General features: G+C 31.3%; 19 protein-coding genes and 1 riboswitch. Of the genes, 11 read left to right on the top strand and 8 right to left on the bottom strand.

The window, feature by feature from the left end; translation table 11 throughout:
* Positions 1 to 6: 6 nt before the first annotated feature.
* The 6 genes from ABWP20_RS09225 to ABWP20_RS09200 all read left to right on the top strand — a co-directional run bounded on the left by ABWP20_RS09225 (position 7) and on the right by ABWP20_RS09200 (position 6,366).
* Positions 7 to 1,041 (top strand): methionine ABC transporter ATP-binding protein, encoded by a 1,035-nt coding sequence (locus tag ABWP20_RS09225; protein ID WP_353095508.1) that lies wholly within the window; start codon positions 7 to 9, stop codon positions 1,039 to 1,041.
* Positions 1,034 to 1,714: a methionine ABC transporter permease gene (locus ABWP20_RS09220; protein WP_353095507.1), complete on the top strand. Its 681-nt coding sequence runs from the start codon at positions 1,034 to 1,036 to the stop codon at positions 1,712 to 1,714. Before ABWP20_RS09225 ends, ABWP20_RS09220 begins: the two co-directional genes overlap by 8 nt.
* Before the next feature lie 14 nt (positions 1,715 to 1,728).
* Positions 1,729 to 2,541 (top strand): MetQ/NlpA family ABC transporter substrate-binding protein, encoded by an 813-nt coding sequence (locus ABWP20_RS09215; protein WP_353095506.1) that lies wholly within the window; start codon positions 1,729 to 1,731, stop codon positions 2,539 to 2,541.
* Between the two features lie 279 nt (positions 2,542 to 2,820).
* Positions 2,821 to 4,017: a hypothetical protein gene (locus ABWP20_RS09210; RefSeq protein WP_353095505.1), complete on the top strand. Its 1,197-nt coding sequence runs from the start codon at positions 2,821 to 2,823 to the stop codon at positions 4,015 to 4,017.
* A gap of 122 nt (positions 4,018 to 4,139) precedes the next feature.
* On the top strand, positions 4,140 to 4,904 hold the full coding sequence (locus ABWP20_RS09205; protein WP_353095504.1) for a response regulator transcription factor: 765 nt from the start codon (positions 4,140 to 4,142) through the stop codon (positions 4,902 to 4,904).
* A complete protein-coding gene (locus ABWP20_RS09200; protein WP_353095503.1) occupies positions 4,894 to 6,366 on the top strand; it encodes a sensor histidine kinase in 1,473 nt (490 codons plus the stop codon). The genes ABWP20_RS09205 and ABWP20_RS09200 overlap by 11 nt, the downstream gene beginning before the upstream one ends.
* A 61-nt stretch (positions 6,367 to 6,427) precedes the next feature.
* Here the strand turns inward: ABWP20_RS09200 and ABWP20_RS09195 are convergent, their stop codons facing one another.
* Positions 6,428 to 7,147 carry a cell wall hydrolase gene (locus tag ABWP20_RS09195; protein WP_353095502.1) on the bottom strand — a complete coding sequence of 240 codons (720 nt, stop codon included), beginning with the start codon at positions 7,145 to 7,147 and terminating at the stop codon, positions 6,428 to 6,430.
* A 9-nt stretch (positions 7,148 to 7,156) separates the two neighbouring features.
* Positions 7,157 to 7,290: riboswitch (cyclic di-AMP (ydaO/yuaA leader) on the bottom strand.
* 613 nt (positions 7,291 to 7,903) lie between these two features.
* On the opposite strand from ABWP20_RS09195, the gene ABWP20_RS09190 reads away from it, so the two are divergent.
* Positions 7,904 to 8,998 (top strand): acyltransferase family protein, encoded by a 1,095-nt coding sequence (locus ABWP20_RS09190; RefSeq protein WP_353095501.1) that lies wholly within the window; start codon positions 7,904 to 7,906, stop codon positions 8,996 to 8,998.
* 284 nt (positions 8,999 to 9,282) lie between these two features.
* Here ABWP20_RS09190 and sufU read toward each other — a convergent pair whose 3' ends face one another.
* The 5 genes from sufU to sufC are packed head-to-tail and all read right to left on the bottom strand — an operon-like array spanning position 9,283 to position 14,174.
* Positions 9,283 to 9,717: a Fe-S cluster assembly sulfur transfer protein SufU gene (gene sufU, locus ABWP20_RS09185; protein WP_353095500.1), complete on the bottom strand. Its 435-nt coding sequence runs from the start codon at positions 9,715 to 9,717 to the stop codon at positions 9,283 to 9,285.
* The gene (locus tag ABWP20_RS09180) at positions 9,707 to 10,945 is read right to left on the bottom strand and encodes a cysteine desulfurase (protein WP_353095499.1); all 1,239 of its coding nucleotides are present in this window, start codon (positions 10,943 to 10,945) and stop codon (positions 9,707 to 9,709) included. Before ABWP20_RS09180 ends, sufU begins: the two co-directional genes overlap by 11 nt.
* The gene (sufD, locus tag ABWP20_RS09175; RefSeq protein ID WP_353095498.1) at positions 10,938 to 11,990 is read right to left on the bottom strand and encodes a Fe-S cluster assembly protein SufD; all 1,053 of its coding nucleotides are present in this window, start codon (positions 11,988 to 11,990) and stop codon (positions 10,938 to 10,940) included. The genes ABWP20_RS09180 and sufD overlap by 8 nt, the downstream gene beginning before the upstream one ends.
* Before the next feature lie 11 nt (positions 11,991 to 12,001).
* Complete coding sequence (sufB, locus tag ABWP20_RS09170; protein ID WP_353095497.1) at positions 12,002 to 13,408, bottom strand: Fe-S cluster assembly protein SufB; 1,407 nt, start codon at positions 13,406 to 13,408, stop codon at positions 12,002 to 12,004.
* 10 nt (positions 13,409 to 13,418) lie between these two features.
* Positions 13,419 to 14,174, bottom strand: a complete 756-nt coding sequence (sufC, locus tag ABWP20_RS09165) for a Fe-S cluster assembly ATPase SufC (RefSeq protein ID WP_353095496.1) — start codon at positions 14,172 to 14,174, stop codon at positions 13,419 to 13,421.
* Between the two features lie 190 nt (positions 14,175 to 14,364).
* Here sufC and ABWP20_RS09160 point away from each other — a divergent pair, with 190 nt between their 5' ends.
* The 3 genes from ABWP20_RS09160 (at position 14,365) to ABWP20_RS09150 (ending at position 16,655) form a co-directional block, all read left to right on the top strand.
* Positions 14,365 to 15,435 carry a L,D-transpeptidase family protein gene (locus tag ABWP20_RS09160; RefSeq protein ID WP_353095495.1) on the top strand — a complete coding sequence of 357 codons (1,071 nt, stop codon included), beginning with the start codon at positions 14,365 to 14,367 and terminating at the stop codon, positions 15,433 to 15,435.
* A gap of 112 nt (positions 15,436 to 15,547) precedes the next feature.
* The gene (locus ABWP20_RS09155) at positions 15,548 to 16,030 is read left to right on the top strand and encodes an LURP-one-related/scramblase family protein (protein ID WP_353095494.1); all 483 of its coding nucleotides are present in this window, start codon (positions 15,548 to 15,550) and stop codon (positions 16,028 to 16,030) included.
* Between the two features lie 247 nt (positions 16,031 to 16,277).
* Positions 16,278 to 16,655 carry a DUF4288 domain-containing protein gene (locus tag ABWP20_RS09150; protein ID WP_353095493.1) on the top strand — a complete coding sequence of 126 codons (378 nt, stop codon included), beginning with the start codon at positions 16,278 to 16,280 and terminating at the stop codon, positions 16,653 to 16,655.
* 191 nt (positions 16,656 to 16,846) lie between these two features.
* Here ABWP20_RS09150 and ABWP20_RS09145 read toward each other — a convergent pair whose 3' ends face one another.
* Together ABWP20_RS09145 and ABWP20_RS09140 are read right to left on the bottom strand one after the other, a co-directional pair.
* Positions 16,847 to 18,571 (bottom strand): ABC transporter ATP-binding protein, encoded by a 1,725-nt coding sequence (locus ABWP20_RS09145; RefSeq protein ID WP_353095492.1) that lies wholly within the window; start codon positions 18,569 to 18,571, stop codon positions 16,847 to 16,849.
* Complete coding sequence (locus tag ABWP20_RS09140) at positions 18,559 to 20,316, bottom strand: ABC transporter ATP-binding protein (protein ID WP_353095491.1); 1,758 nt, start codon at positions 20,314 to 20,316, stop codon at positions 18,559 to 18,561. Before ABWP20_RS09140 ends, ABWP20_RS09145 begins: the two co-directional genes overlap by 13 nt.
* Positions 20,317 to 20,441: 125 nt before the next feature.
* Here ABWP20_RS09140 and ABWP20_RS09135 point away from each other — a divergent pair, with 125 nt between their 5' ends.
* Positions 20,442 to 21,059: a TetR/AcrR family transcriptional regulator gene (locus ABWP20_RS09135; RefSeq protein ID WP_353095490.1), complete on the top strand. Its 618-nt coding sequence runs from the start codon at positions 20,442 to 20,444 to the stop codon at positions 21,057 to 21,059.
* Positions 21,060 to 21,091 lie beyond the last annotated feature (32 nt).

The following is a 21,091-nucleotide window of genomic DNA, read 5'->3' as shown; positions in this document are numbered from 1 at the left end:
GATTAAATGATTCAATTAATAGATGTTTCAAAAACTTTTACATCAGATAATACCTCTGTATATGCGGTGAAGGATGTTAATTTAACCATCAATGAAGGGGAGATATTCGGAGTAATAGGATACAGCGGAGCAGGTAAAAGTACTTTAGTTAGATGTCTTAATCTTCTAGAAAGACCTACGAAAGGTCAGGTACTGATCAATGGTGTTGACCTTCTTCATCTAAAGGAAAAAGAACTTAGGTTGCATCGTCAAAAAATAGGGATGATATTTCAGCAATTTAATTTACTTTCATCTAGAACAGTATTTGAAAATGTAGCATTTCCTTTAAAATATAGAGGAATCAGCAAAGAAAAAATCAAAGAAAAGGTATTATCCTTGTTAGACTTAGTAGGAATATCAGATAAAGCAAATGCTTATCCATCACAACTCTCAGGAGGACAAAAACAAAGGGTCGCCATAGCTAGGGCCTTGGCAACTGATCCTAGTATTTTGCTCTGTGATGAGGCAACTTCAGCTTTGGATCCTCAAACTACCAAGTCAATTTTAAAATTACTTAAGGATGTAAATCGAAAGCTAGGTATTACAATTGTAATTATTACACATGAAATGAGTGTCATAAAGGAAATATGCCATCGAGTTGCGGTAATGGAAGATGGCAATGTTGTAGAACTAAATGATGTAATTTCAATTTTCTCCAATCCTCAAGCACAGATTACAAAGGATTTTATCAGCAGCACATCTAATCTGTCTCGCATTGATGAATTGATTCAGGAAAAGTCGGATATTGTTCAGCTAGATCCAGGGCAAAGAATCTGGCGACTTGACTTTTATGGTTCAAAAACTAAAGAGCCGATTATCTCTCATATTTCTAAGAAATATAATATAAGTCCAAGTATTATCTTTGCAAATGTGGAGGTTATCTCAGATACAGTCATTGGCTCCATAATCGTTCTTATAACCATATCAGAACAGGTGGAGAAAGATGTAATACAGTATTTAAATGACAAACAAATTAGAGTAGAGGTGATTAAACATGCTTGATTTAATGACTAATTATACTCCCAACTTACTTGATTATTGGGGTGAATTTATTAAAAGTATTGGTGAAACCCTGCAGATGCTTTTCTTATCTGGAATATATTCTTTCCTAGTAGGACTATTCTTAGGAACTCTCTTAGTAGTTACCAGAAAGGGGAATATACTTGAAAATCCATTTGTTCATCGAATTATTGACGGACTGGTTAATTTATTTAGATCTATTCCATTTGTCATACTAATTACTGCCTTAATTCCATTGACAAAGCTTATTGTAGGAACATTTATTGGGGTAAAGGGAACGATTTTCCCTCTTATAGTTGGATGTACCCCATTCTTTGTTAGGCAGGTAGACATGGCACTTTCGGATATTGATCATGGTTTGATTGAGGCAGCTCAGTCCATGGGGATTTCTCCAATTGGAATTATTTTTAGGGTTTATCTTAAGGAGAGTATTCCTGCATTGGCACGATCAACTACTATTACTACCATTAGTTTATTAGGTTTAACAGCCATGGGTGGTGCAGTAGGGGGAGGCGGACTTGGCTCCTTTGTAATCAGATATGGTCATAACAGATTCTATCAGGATATTACTTATGTTTCAGTTATTGTTATTCTAATTTTTGTTACAATAATTCAATTTATAGGTAACATTATTATTAAAAAAACATCACATTAAAGGAGAGAAATTAAATGAAAAAATTGATTGTGGCTTTAATTTTATCTATATTATTAGTAGGTTGCAGTAGCGGAAATAATATACCAGCAGACAGTGGCGAGGGAGCAACTGTTGTAAGAGTAGGATTGACAGGCAGTGATTCCAAGGTTTGGAACCATGTTAAGGAAGAAGCAGCAAAGGAGAATATTGATATTCAACTTGTTTTCTTTGATTCCTATCCTCTTCCTAATGCAGCCTTGGATTCAGGTGAAATAGAAATGAATGCTTTTCAGCATCATAGCTATCTTAATAAAGAAATTGAGCAGCATGGCTATGAAATATCCGTGATTGGAGAAACAGTACTTGCACCACTTGGCATTTATTCTAGACAGATTCAAAGTATTGGAGAATTAGAAGATGGAAATACAATAGTAATTCCTGATGATGTTACCAATGGTGGAAGAGCATTAATATTACTTCAAGCAAATGGTTTAATTACAGTAGATCCTGCTGCAGGAGCTACACCTACAATTAAGGATATTGAAAACCCTAGAAACTTTAACATCTTAGAACTTGCTGCTACTAATATTCCAGCTTCATTGGAGGAGGTTCCCATAGCTATAATAAACTCAGGGGTAGCCAGTGATGCAGGATTTATACCTTCACAGGATGCAATAGTATTAGAAGAGGCTAAAGAAGGAGAAAATCCTTATGTCAATGTTATAGCTGTTCGTACAGAGGATAAAGATAATGAAATATATAGGCGTATTGTAGAGCTTTATCAAACAGATGCTACAAAGGAAATTATTGAAGAGGATTCTAAAGGTTCATCAATTCCAGTTTGGTAAAATCAATTTAATAATATAAAAAATAATCCCCACCATTATAGAGAGATTAATTTTATCTATATATAATGCCGATAAAATAATAGGGTTAAAAAATAAATTTCTCAAAATATTAAAAAATACTAAGCATTATAATCCCCTTAGATTAACAATCTAGGGGATTGTTTTATTAAAGTATAAATAAATTTATTAATGTTTACAGATTAGAAACATATTGGTTATTGTTTAGATAAAATGAGGATATATACTGATGTTAATAAATGAAATTGGAGGAGAGGTAATATGAAGAATACTAAAAAAATATTATTAATGTCAGTAGCTGCTGCCATACTAATGGGCGGGGTATTGGTATATAGTACTAGTGGAGAGGATAATACAGTAGTTGTATTAGATAATCAAAAATTTGAAATAGACAGTCAATTAGCCATTAAATCTATGGATAATGTTAAATCTTTCGAAGGTGTTGAGTGGTTAAATGGAGGAGAAATTTTAGGAGTAAAAGATCAATTTATTTTTAGTGATGATGCAAGTAAACCTAAAGCTAAACTTTGTATTTATAATCCAGAGGATAAGAGCTTTCAAGAATTGGCAACAGCTAATGAAAAAGAATGGATAGGGATAGGAGATATATCTGAGGACGAGAGATATGTTTTTTATAGTGTATTGCTAAATGGTGATTTAGAGGCAAATGTATATGATTATTATGTATTAGATTTAGAGTCAAGGTCTACAACGAAACTAGTAGAAAAGGCGACAGCGTTTAGTAATCTAGAAAACAATCAAGTAATTGTCGCATCAGGTATGAAGGTTTATCGTTGTGATGTAAAAGGTAATGTTGAAGAGATATCCTTACCAAAAGAATTAATAGATAAATTAAGTGATTTTACTTCCTTTAGTTTTGACGATTATTTAGACACTTATTATAGGAATGAAGTAGTAGAAGGGGAAAGAAGAAAATTAATTGAGTCAGATTATAACCATAAGAAGGAGCATAATGGTATTAAATCAATGTTTCTAAAAGAACATAAACTTACTTTAGAGAGTGGAAATGTCAAAGAATTTACCTATGATATGGATGAAAAAACATACAAGGTAGGTGTAGAAGGACTTAAGAAATGGACTTCTGACAATTCAAAGAGGACTAAAATAGAATGGAATAAAAGTGGAAATGCGATTTTATGGAAGATAAATGTGAATGGTGAGGAAGTTAAGATAATAGAGGAAGGTAAACCTTATTTATCAGTGACAGAATCACCAAATAAGAGCAAAGCTGTATATTATTTTGATGGAAAGACAACAAGTGCAGACAGTGTATATGTTTACGATTTAAATACAGATGAAAAGATAAAAATATTTCCTGAAGCAATAGGGCATGCTTACTGGAATCATTCTTCAAAAGGATTTTTTATGACTTCTCGTAAAGTTGATGGAAATAAATCTTACTATTATGTTACCAGTATAGTAAAATTAAACGATTGATATTTACTAGGATAATGATAAAATACAATCAATTGATTGTATTTTATCATAGTTTTTAATTTTTTATATGAAATTTTATATTCATATTTGGATTATAAAATTTTAGGGAAGGAATAAATAGAATGAATTATGTAGGTGGTGAATTAATTATTATAAATAATATAATTAAAGATAATGAAGTAAAGACCATGTTTAAAGTTTTAGTTGTTGATGATGAAAGAGCTATTGCTGATTCAATAGCATATGCATTAAAAAGAGAATATTATAATGTGGATGTGGCATATGATGGGGAAGAAGCCTTAGAAAAAATAAAAAGTTTTAATCCAGATGTAGTTGTTTTGGATATTATGATACCTAAATATGATGGATATGAAGTATGTAAGAGAATTGAAAAGAATAGTCATATAGGGATTCTTATGCTTACGGCAAAAAATGATTTAGTAGATAAAGTCATAGGTCTAGAATTAGGAGCAGATGACTATTTAACCAAGCCATTTGAGATGCTAGAGCTTTTAGCTAGAGTTAAATCATTGTGCAGAAGAATTAATAGAATACCTTTTGAACCAAATTCAAATAATATATCAATAATCAATTTGGAAGGTCTAAATATAGATTTAATTGAACGCATTGTACAGATAGATGGGAAAATAGTTGAACTTAAGCCTAAGGAATTTGATTTATTAGTTTTTCTCTTTGAAAATCCTAGACATGTATTTTCTAGGGATGAAATTCTGGAAAAAGTATGGGATATGGACTATTTAGGAGGAACACGAACAGTAGATGTACATGTTCAAAGAATTAGAAAAAAATTAGGAAGATATGGAGAACTGATAAAGACCATAGCTAGAGTAGGATATAAGGCGGTAGGAAATTTTGATGAGATTTAGTATAAAGATAAAATGGACCTTATTTATAGTACTACTTTTAATAATAAGTATAATGCTTACAGGTTTTTTTATGTTAAGAGGAGTTTCATATAACCAAAGAGGATACTATGAAGAATTACTTCAAGAGAATAGTAAAAATGCCAACTTATATATTAGGGAAAGCTATATATCTTCTGATTCTAATAATTTTGAAGAATATTATGTAAGAGAAGCAGAAAATTTAATGCTGAATTTGAAAAGAATAATAAATTTGCCTATTACTTTATATGATATGGAAGGGCAAATATTATGTAGGGGAGATAATATATTTATAGACAGAAAACCTCCAGATATTATGATAAATGCATTGAAAGATCAGAGTATTTATGAGAAGAATGGAGATAAAATAGTTTATCTTGCACCTATATATGATTTTAATAAACAAATAGGTGTACTTGAAATCATGTATAATACCACAAGGGAAAGTATTCTATATAGAGATATTAAACTGTTGTTTTATAGAATAGGCATAATGTTCATATCTCTTGCTTCTTTAGTTGGAATTATGTATTTTTCAAAGATAGCAGGGAATATTTTAAAATTAAGATATTCTGTTGAAGCAATAGAAAAAGAAAACTATGATTCTATTGTGAAACTAGAGTCTGGTGATGAATTGGAAAGTCTTAGTTTAGGAATATTTTCTATGGCTAGAACAATAAAACAAAATGTTGAAGATATAACTATTGAAAAGGAAAAATTAGAGTTAGCCATAAAAAAGCTTGGAAAACTTGAAAAACAGCAAAAGGAATTTATAGGTAATATTACTCATGAGTTTAAAACTCCTTTGACAGTGCTGAAGGCTCAAATAGATTTAATGAGTATGTATAAAGATGATGAAGAAATGTGCTGTAGGTCAAAGTTAATAGCAGAGAAGGAATTGAAACGATTAGATAATATGGTTGAAAATATTCTTTCTTTATCTAAAGTAGAAAAGTATAGTTTTGAGTTTAAGAAAAATAAGGTTAATACAAAAAAACTTCTTGAAGATATTTGTATGAGAATGGAAGGAAAAGCTTCTAAATTTGGTATTGAAATAATGGACAATCTTCAAGATGCATATATTTTCATAGATACTGAAAGCTTTATGCAGATATTTATAAATATTATAGATAATGCAATAAAATATAATTTGAGAGATGGACGGATATATGTAAGAAACTATATTAAAGAATATAATAACTATATTGAAGTTGAAGACACAGGTATTGGAATAGAAAAAGAGCATAGAGATAAAATATTTGAGCCATTTTATACTGTAGATAAAAATAGAAGTAAAGATTTTTCAGGTACAGGTCTTGGACTTTCATTGGTTAAGAGTCTTGTTGAAAGTCAAGGGGGAAAAATAAGACTTATGGACACGAAAAAAACAACTTGCTTTGAGATTGTTTTTCCTATTTGCAATGAGGGAATAATAAAAATCTAATAAAATCTATTTTATTGAGTTAAAAAAGGTGTAGACAAAACTGTCTACACCTTTGAGAATGTTATGCATAAAAACTATGTCCACCTATTTTAGTTACATAGGTTTTATTCTTTACAATCCAGGTTCCTGCTGCTTTTGCTGGATTAAAGAAATATGTTGAATTACCTACTGGTTTTGCTCCATTAATGGCTTCTTTAGCTGCTTTTATACTTTCTTCTGATGGAGTATTATAGATTGTTCCTTCAGCAACTGGGCTAAATTGAGGAATTTTACCATAATACTCAAAGATTACACCATATACAGTGTTGGGAAATTCTTTAGAGTTAACTCTATTAAGAATTACACTTCCAACAGCTACTTTTCCCTTATATGATTCTCCGCTTGCTTCTGCCTCAATAATTCTAGCTAACCAATATAAATCATCTTGATTATAGGCTTTAGAGGAGCTAGTTCCTCTTGAAACAGTAGCAGTTTTAGTTGCTGCTGCAGTAGTTTTACTATTTAATGTTGCTTGAGTTTGTTTTCCTGCAATACCGTCAATGGTTAACTTATTATCTTTTTGAAAGTTAATAACAGCTTTTTCAGTAAGCTTGCCATAGATACCATCTACAGCGATGGTATAATATCCACGACTTTTTAATTGTTGTTGAAGTTTAGAAACTGCATTTCCCTTACTACAATACTTCAATGTTATATAATTTCCACTTGCAAACGCTCCACTCATTGGTACCAATAACAATGTTAAAACTATTAAAATTGATAATGCTTTTTTGCCTTTCATTGGCATACACACTCCTTCCGTAATTATGCTTCCGAAGTTAGCTGACGGGCTCGGGATAGAAGGCTCCCTACCACAAGATGTGGATTAACCCCTTAAATGGTTCCTCCGTACCTAATAATATTAGGATTCAGCAGTTATAATTGCATGCAATATGGTTATTATATAAGAAGACCATTATTATGTAAACACAAAATAAGGATATACCAAAAATTGCATAGGTAAAATATAGTATAATGGCCATTTATATCATTAAGTATAAAGAATTTATATATATTTAAAGCATAGATAAATACTGGTCTTATAGAGTCTTCAAGTGACAAAGTAAGACACTCTAGAACTTCTTAATTTTCTTTTTTGAACTGTCCTTGACATAGATACCATTTTACCTTATAATCTATGAAATGTGAGCTCTAGTTTTGAACATTACACTAATTCACACTAAATAAACATATTAAGTTTAGATTGGTTATATAATTTTAATCTAAATTTGTCAATAAGTTTTTAAGATTAATAATTTTTTTGAAATTATTTTACTGGAATTAGAGACATGTAATGAAATGGAAATCGTTTTTTGGTTTTGAAATTTTGAAAAATATGTAGTAAATGTTTTATGATTACTATATACTTCAGAAGTGATATAATTACTAAAAATACTTTTTACATATAGAAAATAAGTATAAGAAGTTAATTTAACAAAAAAGAAAACGGGATAAAATGCTTGTTCTTAAGTTCCAATAATATAGGGGGGATTTTTTTATGATATTTTTCTTATTTATGATACTAGGTATTTGTGCTTATAAAATGAAATATTCAACAATAGGTAATTATCATCTAGACTATATGTCAGTTGAAAAAACTACATCGATAAAAGGAATATTTGTTTTACTTATATTTTTAAGTCATTTTGTTCAGTATGTAAAACTGAATAATATTTTTGATATACCATATTTAACAATACGTAATTTTTTAGGACAATTAGTAGTAACTATGTTTCTTTTTTATTCTGGTTATGGAATATTAGAGTCTATTAAAAAGAAAAAGGAAGGATATGTCAATGAGATTCCTACGAAACGTATTTTAAAAGTATTATTTGACTTTGACATAGCTGTTTTATTGTTTTTAATTTTACGTCTTATTATTGGATATAAGTATGATATTGCAACTATTGTTCTTTCATTTATAGGTTGGAAGTCTGTTGGTAACAGTAACTGGTATATATTCGCAGTATTATTAACTTATTTATTCACCTTTGTTTCTTTTAAAATATTTAAGAATAAATATAGAATGGCCATAAGTTGTGTTACTGTTCTTTCTGGTATTTATGTTTTAGTTATGCATACTTTTAAGCCATCTTGCTGGTATGATACAATTTTCTGCTATGTAGCAGGGATGTGGTTTTCTCTTTATAGGGAGCAAATAGAAAAGATAGTATTAGCAAATAATATTAGTTACTTACTATCGTTAGTAATATTATTAACTTTATTTGGATTTACGTATTTATTTAAGCATAATAAATTAATAATTCATCAAGTATTGTCATTACTATTTGTTTGTTTAGTTATTTTAGTTACTATGAAAGTTTCATTTAATAATTTTATATTAAATTGGATTGGGAAGCATGTATTTAGCATATATATTCTGCAAAGAATTCCTATGATGATATTTAAAAATAATAATATAATCTCTCATAATACTTATTTATATTTAGTATTATGTTTATTAGTTACTTTAGTAATTTCTCCTGCTTTTGACAAGGTAACTAGAAAACTTTATAATATGATTTTATTGAAGATATCTATCTTAAACAATCATCCAGAAGCATATGAAGTATCTACATCTGCTAGACAGTAGGATACCTTCAGTTGAGAACTATGTTATATATAGACGGGAAACACAAAAATCCAGTTCTATTCAAAAATGGCATGATATAAATTATATGGCGATTTTTCAAAGAGAATATATTAAAGCCTAAAGGTGAATAAGGTAAGGTAATTTATTAATATAAGTATGATAAAAAAAGAAAAAGCTATCTCAAAATAAAAGTTTGGGATAGCTTTTCTATATAAAAATAAAAAGGAAAAAATTTAAGCATGACTCACAATAAAAAGTATATTACAAAATATAGATAAAGATTGCTAAATCTCTTTATCTTGTATTGCTTCCTTCAATGTATGCCATGATAAAACTGCACATTTTACTCTAGCGGGCATATTAGAAATATTTTGAAGAACTATAGCATCTTCTAATTTTTCTAATTCACTTTCATCAGTGACTTCTTTTTTTATCATTCCTATAAAGATTTCTACTAAATCTAATGCTTCTTTTATAGTTATGCCCTTTATTAAATCTATCATCATAGATGTAGATGCTTGAGATATGGCACATCCAGTTCCAGTAAATGAAGCATTTTTTATTATATTTCCTTCAAGTTTCAATTGTAAACTTATATCATCACCACAGCTAGGATTATGACCTCTTTCAGTAATATCTGGATTTAATAAGGACTTCTTATTATGTCCGCTTTTATTATGCTCCATAATAAGCTCTGTATATATTGAACTAAGATCCATAACCTAACCACTTCCTTACATTTTTAATTCCTTCAATAAATTGATCTATATCTTCCTTTGTATTATAAAGATAGAAACTTATTCTTGAAGTTGCAGGAACATGAAGATATCTCATCAAAGGCTGACAACAGTGATGTCCTGCCCTTAGAGCGAGACCATATGAATCTAAAATAGATGCAATATCATGGGGGTGTATATTATCCATAGTAAAAGATATTATACCACCTCTTAGATTCAAATTTTTAGGACCTTGAATATCTATATAGGGTAGACTTAGCATTTTTTCTAATGCATATTCTACTAGGATCTTTTCATGATTATGGATATTATCTAATCCTATATTTTGTAAATAATCAATGGCTGCTGTAAGTCCTACAGCTCCTTCTACATTTTGTGTCCCTGCTTCAAATTTATATGGAAGGGGAGCAAATGTAGCTTCTTGTTCATATACATATTCTATCATATCTCCGCCCATTAGAAAAGGTGGTATACTATTTAATAAGCTTTTTTTACCATATAATACTCCTATTCCCATAGGACCAAGCATTTTATGGGCAGAAAAGACAAAGAAATCTGCATCAAGATGTTGAACATCTACTGTCATATGAGGAGTGCTTTGAGCTCCATCTATTATAGCTATGGAGCCCATCTTGTGAGCATAGTCTATTATTTCACCTAAAGGATGAACAGTTCCAAGAACATTAGACATTTGGGCAATAGATACAATCTTTGTTTTATTAGTGATTTTTTCTTTTATTTCCTCTGGGGGAATTCTTCCTTCCTCATTTAGATACATATATTTTAAAACTGCTTTTTTATCCTTTGCTAATCTTTGCCAAGGGAGTATATTGCTATGATGCTCTGAAATAGCTAGTACTATTTCATCATTTTCTTTAATAAAATCTTTTCCATAGGAGTAAGCAATTAAATTGATTGATTCAGTAGTATTTCTTGTAAAGATAATTTCCACAGTATCTTTAGCATTAATAAACTCTCTTACTTTTTCCTTAGCTAAATCATATTTATCTGTAGCTGTTATACTAAGTTGATGAGCTCCTCTATGGGGGTTGCCATGAGAGGTTTTGTTGTAATCATTCATGGCATCAATAACCTGTATAGGTTTCTGCGTTGTAGCACCATTGTCTAAATATACTAATCTATTTCCATTTATTTTTTGATTAAATATGGGAAAATCTTTTTTTATTTCTTGAGGATTTAAATTAGTCATTTATAAGTCTCCTCTCAACTTCATTACTAATTAATTTGCGTAAATAGTCAAATGGAATTTTATCAATTATTGGTCTAAAGGATGCCTCTATAATTAATTTTTTTGCCTCTCTTTCATTTAGGCCTCTGCTCATAAGATAAAAAAGCCTGTTTTCATCAATTTGTCCTGCACTTGCAGCATGTTCTCCTTCTACATCATCTTCATCACATAATAATGCGGGGATGGAGTCAGATTTCACAGTAGGATCAAGTAATATTACGTATTCTTCTTCAGCTCCTTTAGAATGCCTAGCCCCTCTTTTAAAGTCAAGATTTCCTCTAAATATTTTTCGTGACTTATCTTTGAGAACGCCTTTAGTTTCAATATTACTTATGCTTCTAGGACCTTGGTGTGTCATAGAATAGCCTAAGTCCATTTTACGTGTACCATCTCCTAGATATAAAGAAGAAAGATTAGATTCACTTGATTCACCTTCTAAAAATGTAGAATAATTAGAACCACTAATATTACTTCCCAATTCTACTGAGATCCAATTTACTTTTCCTTGACCTTCTACAAAAGCAATATTTGAATCAAAATTATATGAAATATCATTCATCCTTTGAATTTTTATTATATTAACTACAGAGTTTTCCTTTGCATATACAACTGTGAGTCCATTGTGAAAGCCTTCTACTTTTTCACTAGAGCTATAGTCAATAACTAAAGTTACCTCACTACCTGATTCAGCTATAATAATATTTTTATCCATAACAATAGGATTTTCATTATCCATATTAAATTCAATTTTTATAGGATTGATAATTTTGATGTTTTTAGGAAGGGATAAAGCTATACCGCTGTTATAATATTCCTTAACAAAGGAAATAAATTTATCCCCTAGTCCGTTGACCTCATTTATATTAAAGTAATCATTATTATCTTCACTTATTTTATTTAATTTTACTCCAGTAGGGAGTTCATCTATTAAATTTATATAATCCTTTTTATAGTTTATAACATTAGGAAATTTAAAATCTTCCAATCCAATTCTTTTCCAAAGCATTTTATCCCTCCTTATCCAATAGAGCCTTCTAGCTCTATATTAATTAAATTGTTTAATTCAACAGCATATTCAAGAGGAAGCTCTTTAGTTATTGGTTCTACAAAACCTCTAACTATCATAGCCTTGGCTTCTTCTTCACTAATTCCTCTACTCATAAGATAAAAAATAGCTTCATCACTAATTCTACCGATTTTGGCTTCATGACCGATATCTATATTATCATTATTTAATTCTATTATTGGTAAAGTATCTGATTTAGATTTATTGTCAAGCATCAATGATTCACAGGATACTGATGATTTACAGCCATAAGCATCCTTAGTTACTTTAAGTAGTCCTCTATAAAATGCATAACCTCCATCTTTAGAAATAGATTTGGAATTAACAGTTGATGTTGTATGCGGGGCTGCATGAACAACTTTTGTACCAGTATCTAAATGTTGTCCCTTTGCTGCAAAGGTAATTCCTGTAAATTCAGATCTTGCACCTTCTCCTCTTAATATGCTCATAGGATAGAGCATGGAAACCTTAGAGCCAAAGGAGCCAGAAACCCATTCAATAGTACCATTTTTATCTACAACAGCTCTTTTGGTATTTAGGTTATACATATTCCTAGACCAATTTTCTATGGTGCTATATCTTAGACTTGCATTTTCCTTTATAAAAAGTTCAACGCAGCCAGCATGAAGATTATTTACTTTATATTTTGGTGCTGAACAGCCTTCGATGAAATGAAGTTTTGAACCTTTCTCTACAATTATTAGAGTATGCTCAAATTGTCCAGCCCCCGGTGCATTAAGCCTGAAATATGATTGCAGTGGAATATCTACTTGAATTCCTTCAGGTACATAGACAAAGGAACCACCGGACCAAACAGCTCCATGTAGGGCAGCAAATTTATGATCACTTGGAGGAACAAGCTTCATAAAATATTCTTTAACTATATCTTCATATTTTTCTAAGGCAGTTTCCATATCAGTATATACTACACCTTGGTCTACTAATTCCTGTCGGATATTGTGATATACAACCTCTGAATCATATTGTGCTCCTACTCCTGCTAAAGATTCTCTCTCTGCCTGTGGGAGTCCTAATAATTCAAAGGTTTTCTTTATATCTTCAGGTACATCATTCCAGTTATGCTTCATATCTGCATCTGGTCTAATATAGGTTATTATATTTTCCATATCAAGCTCTGATAAATCCACTCCCCAAGTAGGTATTGGCTTACTATTATATATTTCTAATGATTTTAATCTAAAATCAGTCATCCATTGAGGTTCATTTTTTTCCTTTGAAATTTCCATTATTATTTCAGGAGTTAATCCTTTATCAGTTTTATATTTGTAGGTAAATTCATTTTTGATATCATAGATTCCTCTATCAATATCTTCAATAAATGTCTTTTTTCTTTCCATATCTTCACCTCTATCTATTAGAAAACTCTTCTTTAATGTTTTCATATCCTGTTTCATCAATTTCCTTAGCTAATTCTATTCCTCCAGTTTTCACTATTTTGCCATCGAGTAGGATATGAATATAATCCGGATTAAGATAGTCTAGTAGTTTATTATAATGAGTTATTACTAAAATGGAATTCTTTTCATTTTTAATCTTTTTAACGCCTTCAGCTACTATTCTTATAGCATCTACATCTAGACCAGAATCTGTTTCATCAAGGATTGCAAGCTTTGGTTCTAAAATAGACATCTGTAGGATTTCATTTTTTTTCTTTTCTCCTCCTGAAAATCCTAAATTCAAATATCTAGAGGCATATTCTTCTTTTATTTCCAGTTGATCCATTTTTTCTTTTAATAATTTTTTAAATGGTATAAGTTTCTGCATTTCTCCTGAAACTGATGTCTTTGCAGTTCTCAAGAATTCTTCAACTGTAACACCTGGAATTTCTTCTGGATATTGGAATGATAAAAAGATTCCTTTTTTAGCTCTTTTATCAACCTTTAATTCATTTATTGATTCTCCTTCAAACTCTATTTCTCCATCTATAATTTCATACTTTGGATGTCCCATTAAAGTATATGCTAAAGTAGATTTTCCACCTCCATTAGGTCCCATAATAACATGGATTTCTCCCTCACCAATTTGGAGGTTAAGACCCTTTAGAATCTCTTTATTCTCTATATTTACTTTTAAATTATTTATATTTAATAAATTTTTTGTCATAAAAGTCCTCCTTTACATGAGATAACTTATCAAATGATAACTGTTATCATTGTTATATATAATTATATACCACTAATTTTTAAAAGTAAACCTATGAATTCACTAGGAATTAATATTATTTTTTAATTCATAAAATTTCCAATCTGAAAATACAATTTAAGAGAACTTATATATAAGGGAGAGGATTAAAATGAGCTTAAATAGTTATATATTAATGTTTATGATACTTCAGCCAATTATGCTCAGTGGTCAAGTAAAAGATGATTTAAACAATGGAGATATAAATATTATGGAGAGCATAGTAATTCAAGAAGAATTAGAAGAAAAAGGAGATAATATTCAGAAACTAATAGAGGAATTAAAAGAAGATTCTAAGGATGAAGAAATAATAGAAAAACAGGAAGAGGTGGAGGAAGAGATTCAAGAAGAAACACAGGAAAAAATGGAGGAGGAAATTCAGGAAGAAAAACAAGAAGAAAAAGAGAAAGAAATTAAAGAAGTTGTCCCTCAAAAAGTTCAAGAAGAACAAAAAGTAGAAATTATAAAATTTGATATTAATGGATTGATGCTAAGAGAAGGAATATCCAGTGAAGAGGTTTTGAAACTTAAGAGTTTCTTGATGAAGAAAGGATATACTGATATAACAGATGGTTATTATTTTGATAGTAAAACAAGAAATACCGTAGCGAGATATCAGCAGCAAAATGGATTACAATCCGATGGTATAGTTGGAAAAAATACATATCAGAGAATAAATGAAGATATGGAATTGAATAAGATAAGTATTTCAGAGGTACAATTAGAATTTACTTCAGAGATTCCAATGGGAAATTTTATAATAATTAATAAGAATAATAATACTTTATATCATATGAAGGATAAAAAGATAGTGAAAAGATATCCAGTTGCCACTGGAAAAGCACCTGAATATACTCCGGAAGGTAAATTTACCATAGTAACAAAATATGTAAACCCAGCCTGGGGAGGAGCAGGAAGGAGTAAGCCTATAAAAGGAGGCGCACCTAATAATCCCCTCGGAAAAAGATGGATGGGATTAAGCATAAAAGGTGGAGGTTCCTACGGTATACATGGGAATTCTAATAAAAGCAGTATTGGTAAGTATATATCTTTAGGTTGTGTTAGAATGTATAATGAAGATGTGGAAGTTTTATATAATATAATTAATAAAGGGACACCTGTATGGATAGGAAATGAGGTGAAACTTAAGGAATATGGTATTATATTTAAATTTCAACATTAGGATAAGGAATAATTTTGGAAACCATGAAAATTTATCCATATTATAGAAAGATACTATTTTATTAATAGTTGGGTAAATATATTAATATAAACTTGGAAAGCGAAGTGATTAGATGAGATATTTAATTAGAGAGAAGATTTTCACCATTTCTGATAGGTTTACCATAAATGATGAAAATAATAGACCGTGTTATGAGGTCGTAGGGAAAATACTTTCTTTTGGGAATAAACTTAATTTATACGATATGGCTGGAAATAGTATTATTTATATAGAAGAAAAGATATTAAGATTTTTACCAGAATATCTTATATATCAAGGCAGCAGTATAATAGGAAAGATAAAGAAAGAATTTACTTTTTTTATACCTAAGCTTACAATAGAAAGCAAATATGGACATTTTACCATAGATGGGGATGTATTTGCACATGATTTTAATATACTTAAAGATGGAAGGGCAATTGCTTGGATATCTAAGAAATGGGTCAGTTTTTCAGATACTTACGCTGTTGACATATCAGATGAAGAGAACCAAGGATTTATACTATCATTGGTCATAGTACTAGACCAGATATTCCATGACAATAAAAATAGATAAAGTATTATATGAATAATATGGAGAATAAATTTCATTGTATTAGTTTTGTAATACGCCTAGCCTATAGGTATAGAGAATATAAAGTTAAGAAATATTTTTAATGATTAAATTATATATAGATGAATTCAGTTATATATTGAAAGGGTGAATAAGGAATAAATAGTTGAAGTTTTGTGTTTAAGTGAAAAGAAATGCTCTTAGGAAAGGAAAAATTTTTAGAGTTATTAAAAGACAGGAGATTTAGAAAATGATAAATGATAATCCATTCTATTCTGTAGTGTTATTAAAAGAATCTATAGTTTCTGAAATAAAAAATACAGATGATACAAAAATATTTGAAGAAAGTATTTTACTAGTAAAATTAAAAAAAGATTTTTTTGAAAAAAAGTCTCAGGAAGAATTATTATTATATTTTAATGAAAATATATCTTCATTAGAATACATAAATAGCTATGGAGAAGTTGTGATAAGTAAAATTGTGAAAGTTATTGATTGTTTTCAAGTTTTAGATTCAATTGAAACTGAAAATTTTACAGAAGTCTATAGTAGACATTTTATTGAAAAAATAGGTACAACATCAAAAGATATTATAAACAAATATTATGGAGGATATGTATTTATTTAGACTAGATAAATTAAAATAAAAAAACAATAATCTAGATTATTGTTTTTTTATTTTACATCATATCTATTAATAAATATAGTATTTCATAGTTAAAATTATTGCCAAAGCTAATCAGTTTATTAATGTAGGAAAGAGTGTTAGTAAAAGTAAAATTAAGGTTATAAGGTTGTAATTTTTATTCAGTTGGATATTTATAAATGCCATCCAACTGTGTCCATACGTAATTTTAAAAAGTTTCTGTAAATACCATCAACATTCATTAATTCATCATGGGTGCCACTTTGAGCAATTTTCCCTTGGTCGATTACTAATATTTGTTCAGCATTTTTAACTGTACCTAAACGGTGAGCAATTGTGATTAAAGTTTTATCATGAGTTAACTCTTCAATAGCCGTTAAAAGTGCTTGTTCATTTTCAGGGTCCACGCTGGAAGTTGCTTCATCAAGAATTACAATTGGTGCATCCTTTAATATTGCACGGGCAATGGATATTCGTTGCTTTTCACCACCAGAGAGGGTAGAGCCTCCTTCGCCTACTACAGTCTGATATCCTTCGGGGAGTTCCATAATGAAATCATGGCAGCAAGCACGTTTAGCTGCTCCTACTACTTCATCATGGGAAACTTCTGGTTTACCAAATTTAATATTGTTCTCAATGGTATCGTGAAATAGATATACCTTTTGGAATACCATACTAATGCAAGCAAGAACACTGTCTGCTGTATAATCCTTAATGTTTTCTCCTCCTATACGTACTGCACCTTCCTGTACGTCCCAAAATCTGGCGATTAAATTACAAAGAGTTGTTTTTCCACTTCCAGATGGACCTACAATGGCACAAGTTGTACGTTCTGGAATTTCCACCGATAGATTGTCGATGATACGGCGTGAGTCATAGCCAAAGGATACGTCCTCCAAGGTGATATTGTAATGTGCGGGATAGAGTTGTTTATTAGTCCTGTCCATTTGAGGAATATTTGTAACTTCTTCTAGTCGGTCTAATTCAGTATTGATTTTCTTGCTTAAGAATGCACTATTGCCCATGGTTTCCAAATCAGAATAGACTGTAAAGGCACAGAACAAAAATGTCAGACAATAAGGTAAACTGATTTGCCTACTTAGAAAAAGTAATCCTGCTGCTAGAATTAGAACACAACTCATAACTTTATAGACTAGTCCATAGAGACGAAGAACTCCTGCTGTTGCTTTTTCTTGTCCATAGTCAGCGTCCCATTTTTCTTTAAATGAGGCTTGGACTTCTCTCTGCCCTTCTATTCCTCTTGAGAATGTCCTCAAGACAGAGATACCACGTATATACTCTAAAGACTTATTTACTAGATTTTCTTGTGCTTTCTGATAAATTGGAGCATATTTGGAGGCGCTGTTTTGTACCAGACGTAAAACTAGTAGACCAATTCCTAGACCTAAAAGGCTAATTCCTGCAATGATAGGGTTAAAAAATACCATCATAATTGATGTTAGAAAAGCCATAGCCACACCGCTGGTCATTTGCTCAATTGCCATCATAGAATATGCTTCTAAATCCGCCATTGTAGTGGTTAAAACTGTCTGAATTGTTCCGAGATTTTGAGCGGAGAAGTATCCCATGGGAGCCTGCTTTAAGCGTTCACCAACTTCTAATCTATAATCTCTAAAGATATCATAACCAGTGCCGCTCATGGTTCGGTCACTCATCCATTGGAAGAAGAAACGTCCTAGAATACTAAGCAATACTACGCCTAGGGCACTTAGAATAATTGATGGAGTTAGGAAATCTAAATTTAGAAGAATAATGAATACTGCAAACATCATAAACCCTTGACATAAAGATTTGAGGATATTAAAAATTATACCGACTTTGATTTTTCCTTCGTTGGAACCGGCGATTTCCAAGATACGGCGAATCATTTCAAACATGGCTCAAGTCTCCTTTCATTTTTTCCTATATAGTCATGCCACATTTTTTTATAGAGTGAGCAGTTTTGTAGCAGTTCTTCTTGGGTTCCTTGACCTACAAGATGACCATCCTTTAATACTAAGATTTGATTTGCATTGCAGATTGTATTCAGTCGGTGAGCTACTACAATTAGTGTTTTCCCTGCTACCAGCTTACTAATAGCCTGTTGAATTAGTGCTTCATTTTCCGGGTCTGCATATGCTGTAGCCTCATCGAGAATTACTACTGAAGCTTGTTTAAGCATTGCACGTGCAATAGTGATACGCTGACGTTCACCCCCTGAGAGTTTATCCCCTGCATCGCCGGTCATTGTGTCATAGCCTTGTTCCAATTGCATGATAAACTCATGGCAATTAGCTGATATTGCAGCTAATTCAACCTGTTTATCGGTAGCATTTGGATTGCCAATGCGAATATTTTCTCTGATAGATTTATCAAAGAGGAAATTATCCTGTGCAACATAACTGATTTCATTCATCAACTGCTCAAAGGGAATATTCCGAATATCATATTCATCAAAACGCACAATACCAGAAGTAACATCCCAAAATCCTGCCATTAGTTTGGCAATAGTTGACTTTCCAGAACCAGAGGGTCCTACTATGGCAGTCATGGTTCCAGGAGTAGTCTGAAAGGAAATATCATGGAGTATTTCTGTTTTATTATATCCAAAGCAGACATGTTCAAAAGAGAAAGCACGGTGGGAAAGTAAAACATGTTCCTTAGGTCGAATCAACTCTGGAGTTTTCAAAAATTCTGTAATTGGATCTAGATTGCCCTTAATCATGCTCATTTGTTCCATAGCTTCTGATACCTTCATAAGTGGACCAGTGAAACCTAAAGGAACTATGAGGCAGACCATTAGAATAGGTAAAGATATGGAGCCGTTCATATATAGCCATGCACCAATAGGTAGAGTTCCCAGTAGTGTTGACGGAAGAACCGAACGTGCGGCGGCGTTCCAAAGCCAGCACTGGCTCCACCATGCCATAGTGGAGTCATGAAAATAATTGACAGACTTAGAATACTGCCCATAAGATGTGGCTGAACGGTTAAAGGCTTTAATTACCTGAATTCCGTTTACATATTCTACAAGTGAACTGTTCATTTCATTGGCGGAACTCATATAGTTCCCCATTCGTACATCATATCCTCTCATCATCAAAGTAAAAAATAAAGCTCCAAATGGAATTGTTATTAAAGAAGCAAGACCCATACGCCAATCCAGTATGAATATTAGAATCAAACTACATAGGGGAGCTGCAATATTGGAAGGAAGTTCCGGCATAAAGTGTGCGATGGAATCTTCTAGTTTAGCCACATTGTCAACGATTAGATTTTTGAATATTCCCGATGGTGTTTCTAGCATGATACCCATAGGGACTTTCGTCATTTTATCTGCAACAGACTCACGTATGTTTCTTAAAATTGTAAATGAAATGTGATGTGACATCAAAGATGACTTCCATGTTAATAGCATTTTCAGGATTTGGCATATTGCTGCCATGCTTGTGAGCATAAAGATTTCCTGTGCAGTAGCAGTTTGATGATAAAAAGCATTTGCTAAAATTGCTACCATAAGGAATGGAACCATTCCGAGTATTTCACCTAGAATAGCAAGAGAAACGGATATTCTCATTTTCCCCTTACTTTCTCCTACAAAGGCAAAAAGTTGTCCGATCGCCCCAGATTTTTTTGAGTACATAAACATCCCTCCTTGAGGATTTATTTTTTTATATTCTTCTATTGCATTTTGTTATAGAGCGTGCTAAAATTAAAATTACAGCGTAATATTACAGCGTAATTTTAGTATAAAATGGAGGTATGAAATTGTCAAGGGACTTTCAGAAAACACATGAAAATCTTCTAATTTGTGCACAACAACATTTCTTGGAGCTTGGCTTTGAGCGGGCTAGTATCCGAGAAATATGCAAGGATGCTAACGTAACCAACGGTGCTTTTTATAACCATTTTGGAGACAAAGAAGCTTTGTTTGGCGAATTGGTAGAGCCAGTTGTTCAGATAGTTTCTAAAATGTACTCAGAATCCATTATAAAACACTTTGAAATGGCGAAGACTGATGAACTAATTAATTTATGGAAGTTATCGGAAGACACCATTGTAAAGATTATCGAATACATATATGAGCATTTCGATATTTTTAAGTTACTTTTGATGTGTTCGGATGGTACAAAGTATGCTGCATTTTTGGACGATGTGGTTCGCTTAGATGTACGGGAAACTCTACGCCTTATGGCGGAACTGAAGGAACGAGGTGTACCAGTTAACCAGTTAGAAGAAGATGAGTGGCATATGCTTATTCATGCTTATTATGCTTCTATTTCTGAAATCGTGATGCACAATTATCCTAAGGCTTCGGCCTTGAAATATGTCCATACTTTGGCTGATTTTTTCAGTTCAGGATGGCAAAAAGTTTTGGGGATTTAATCCCCCAAATTTTTATGCAGGAGTTAGTCAAC

The sequence above is a fragment of the Tissierella praeacuta genome, assembly GCF_040396155.1.
Taxonomy (GTDB): domain Bacteria; phylum Bacillota; class Clostridia; order Tissierellales; family Tissierellaceae; genus Tissierella; species Tissierella praeacuta_A.
The sequence above is the reverse complement of the archived record's forward strand: the minus strand, read 5'-3'. Positions and strand labels throughout refer to the sequence as shown.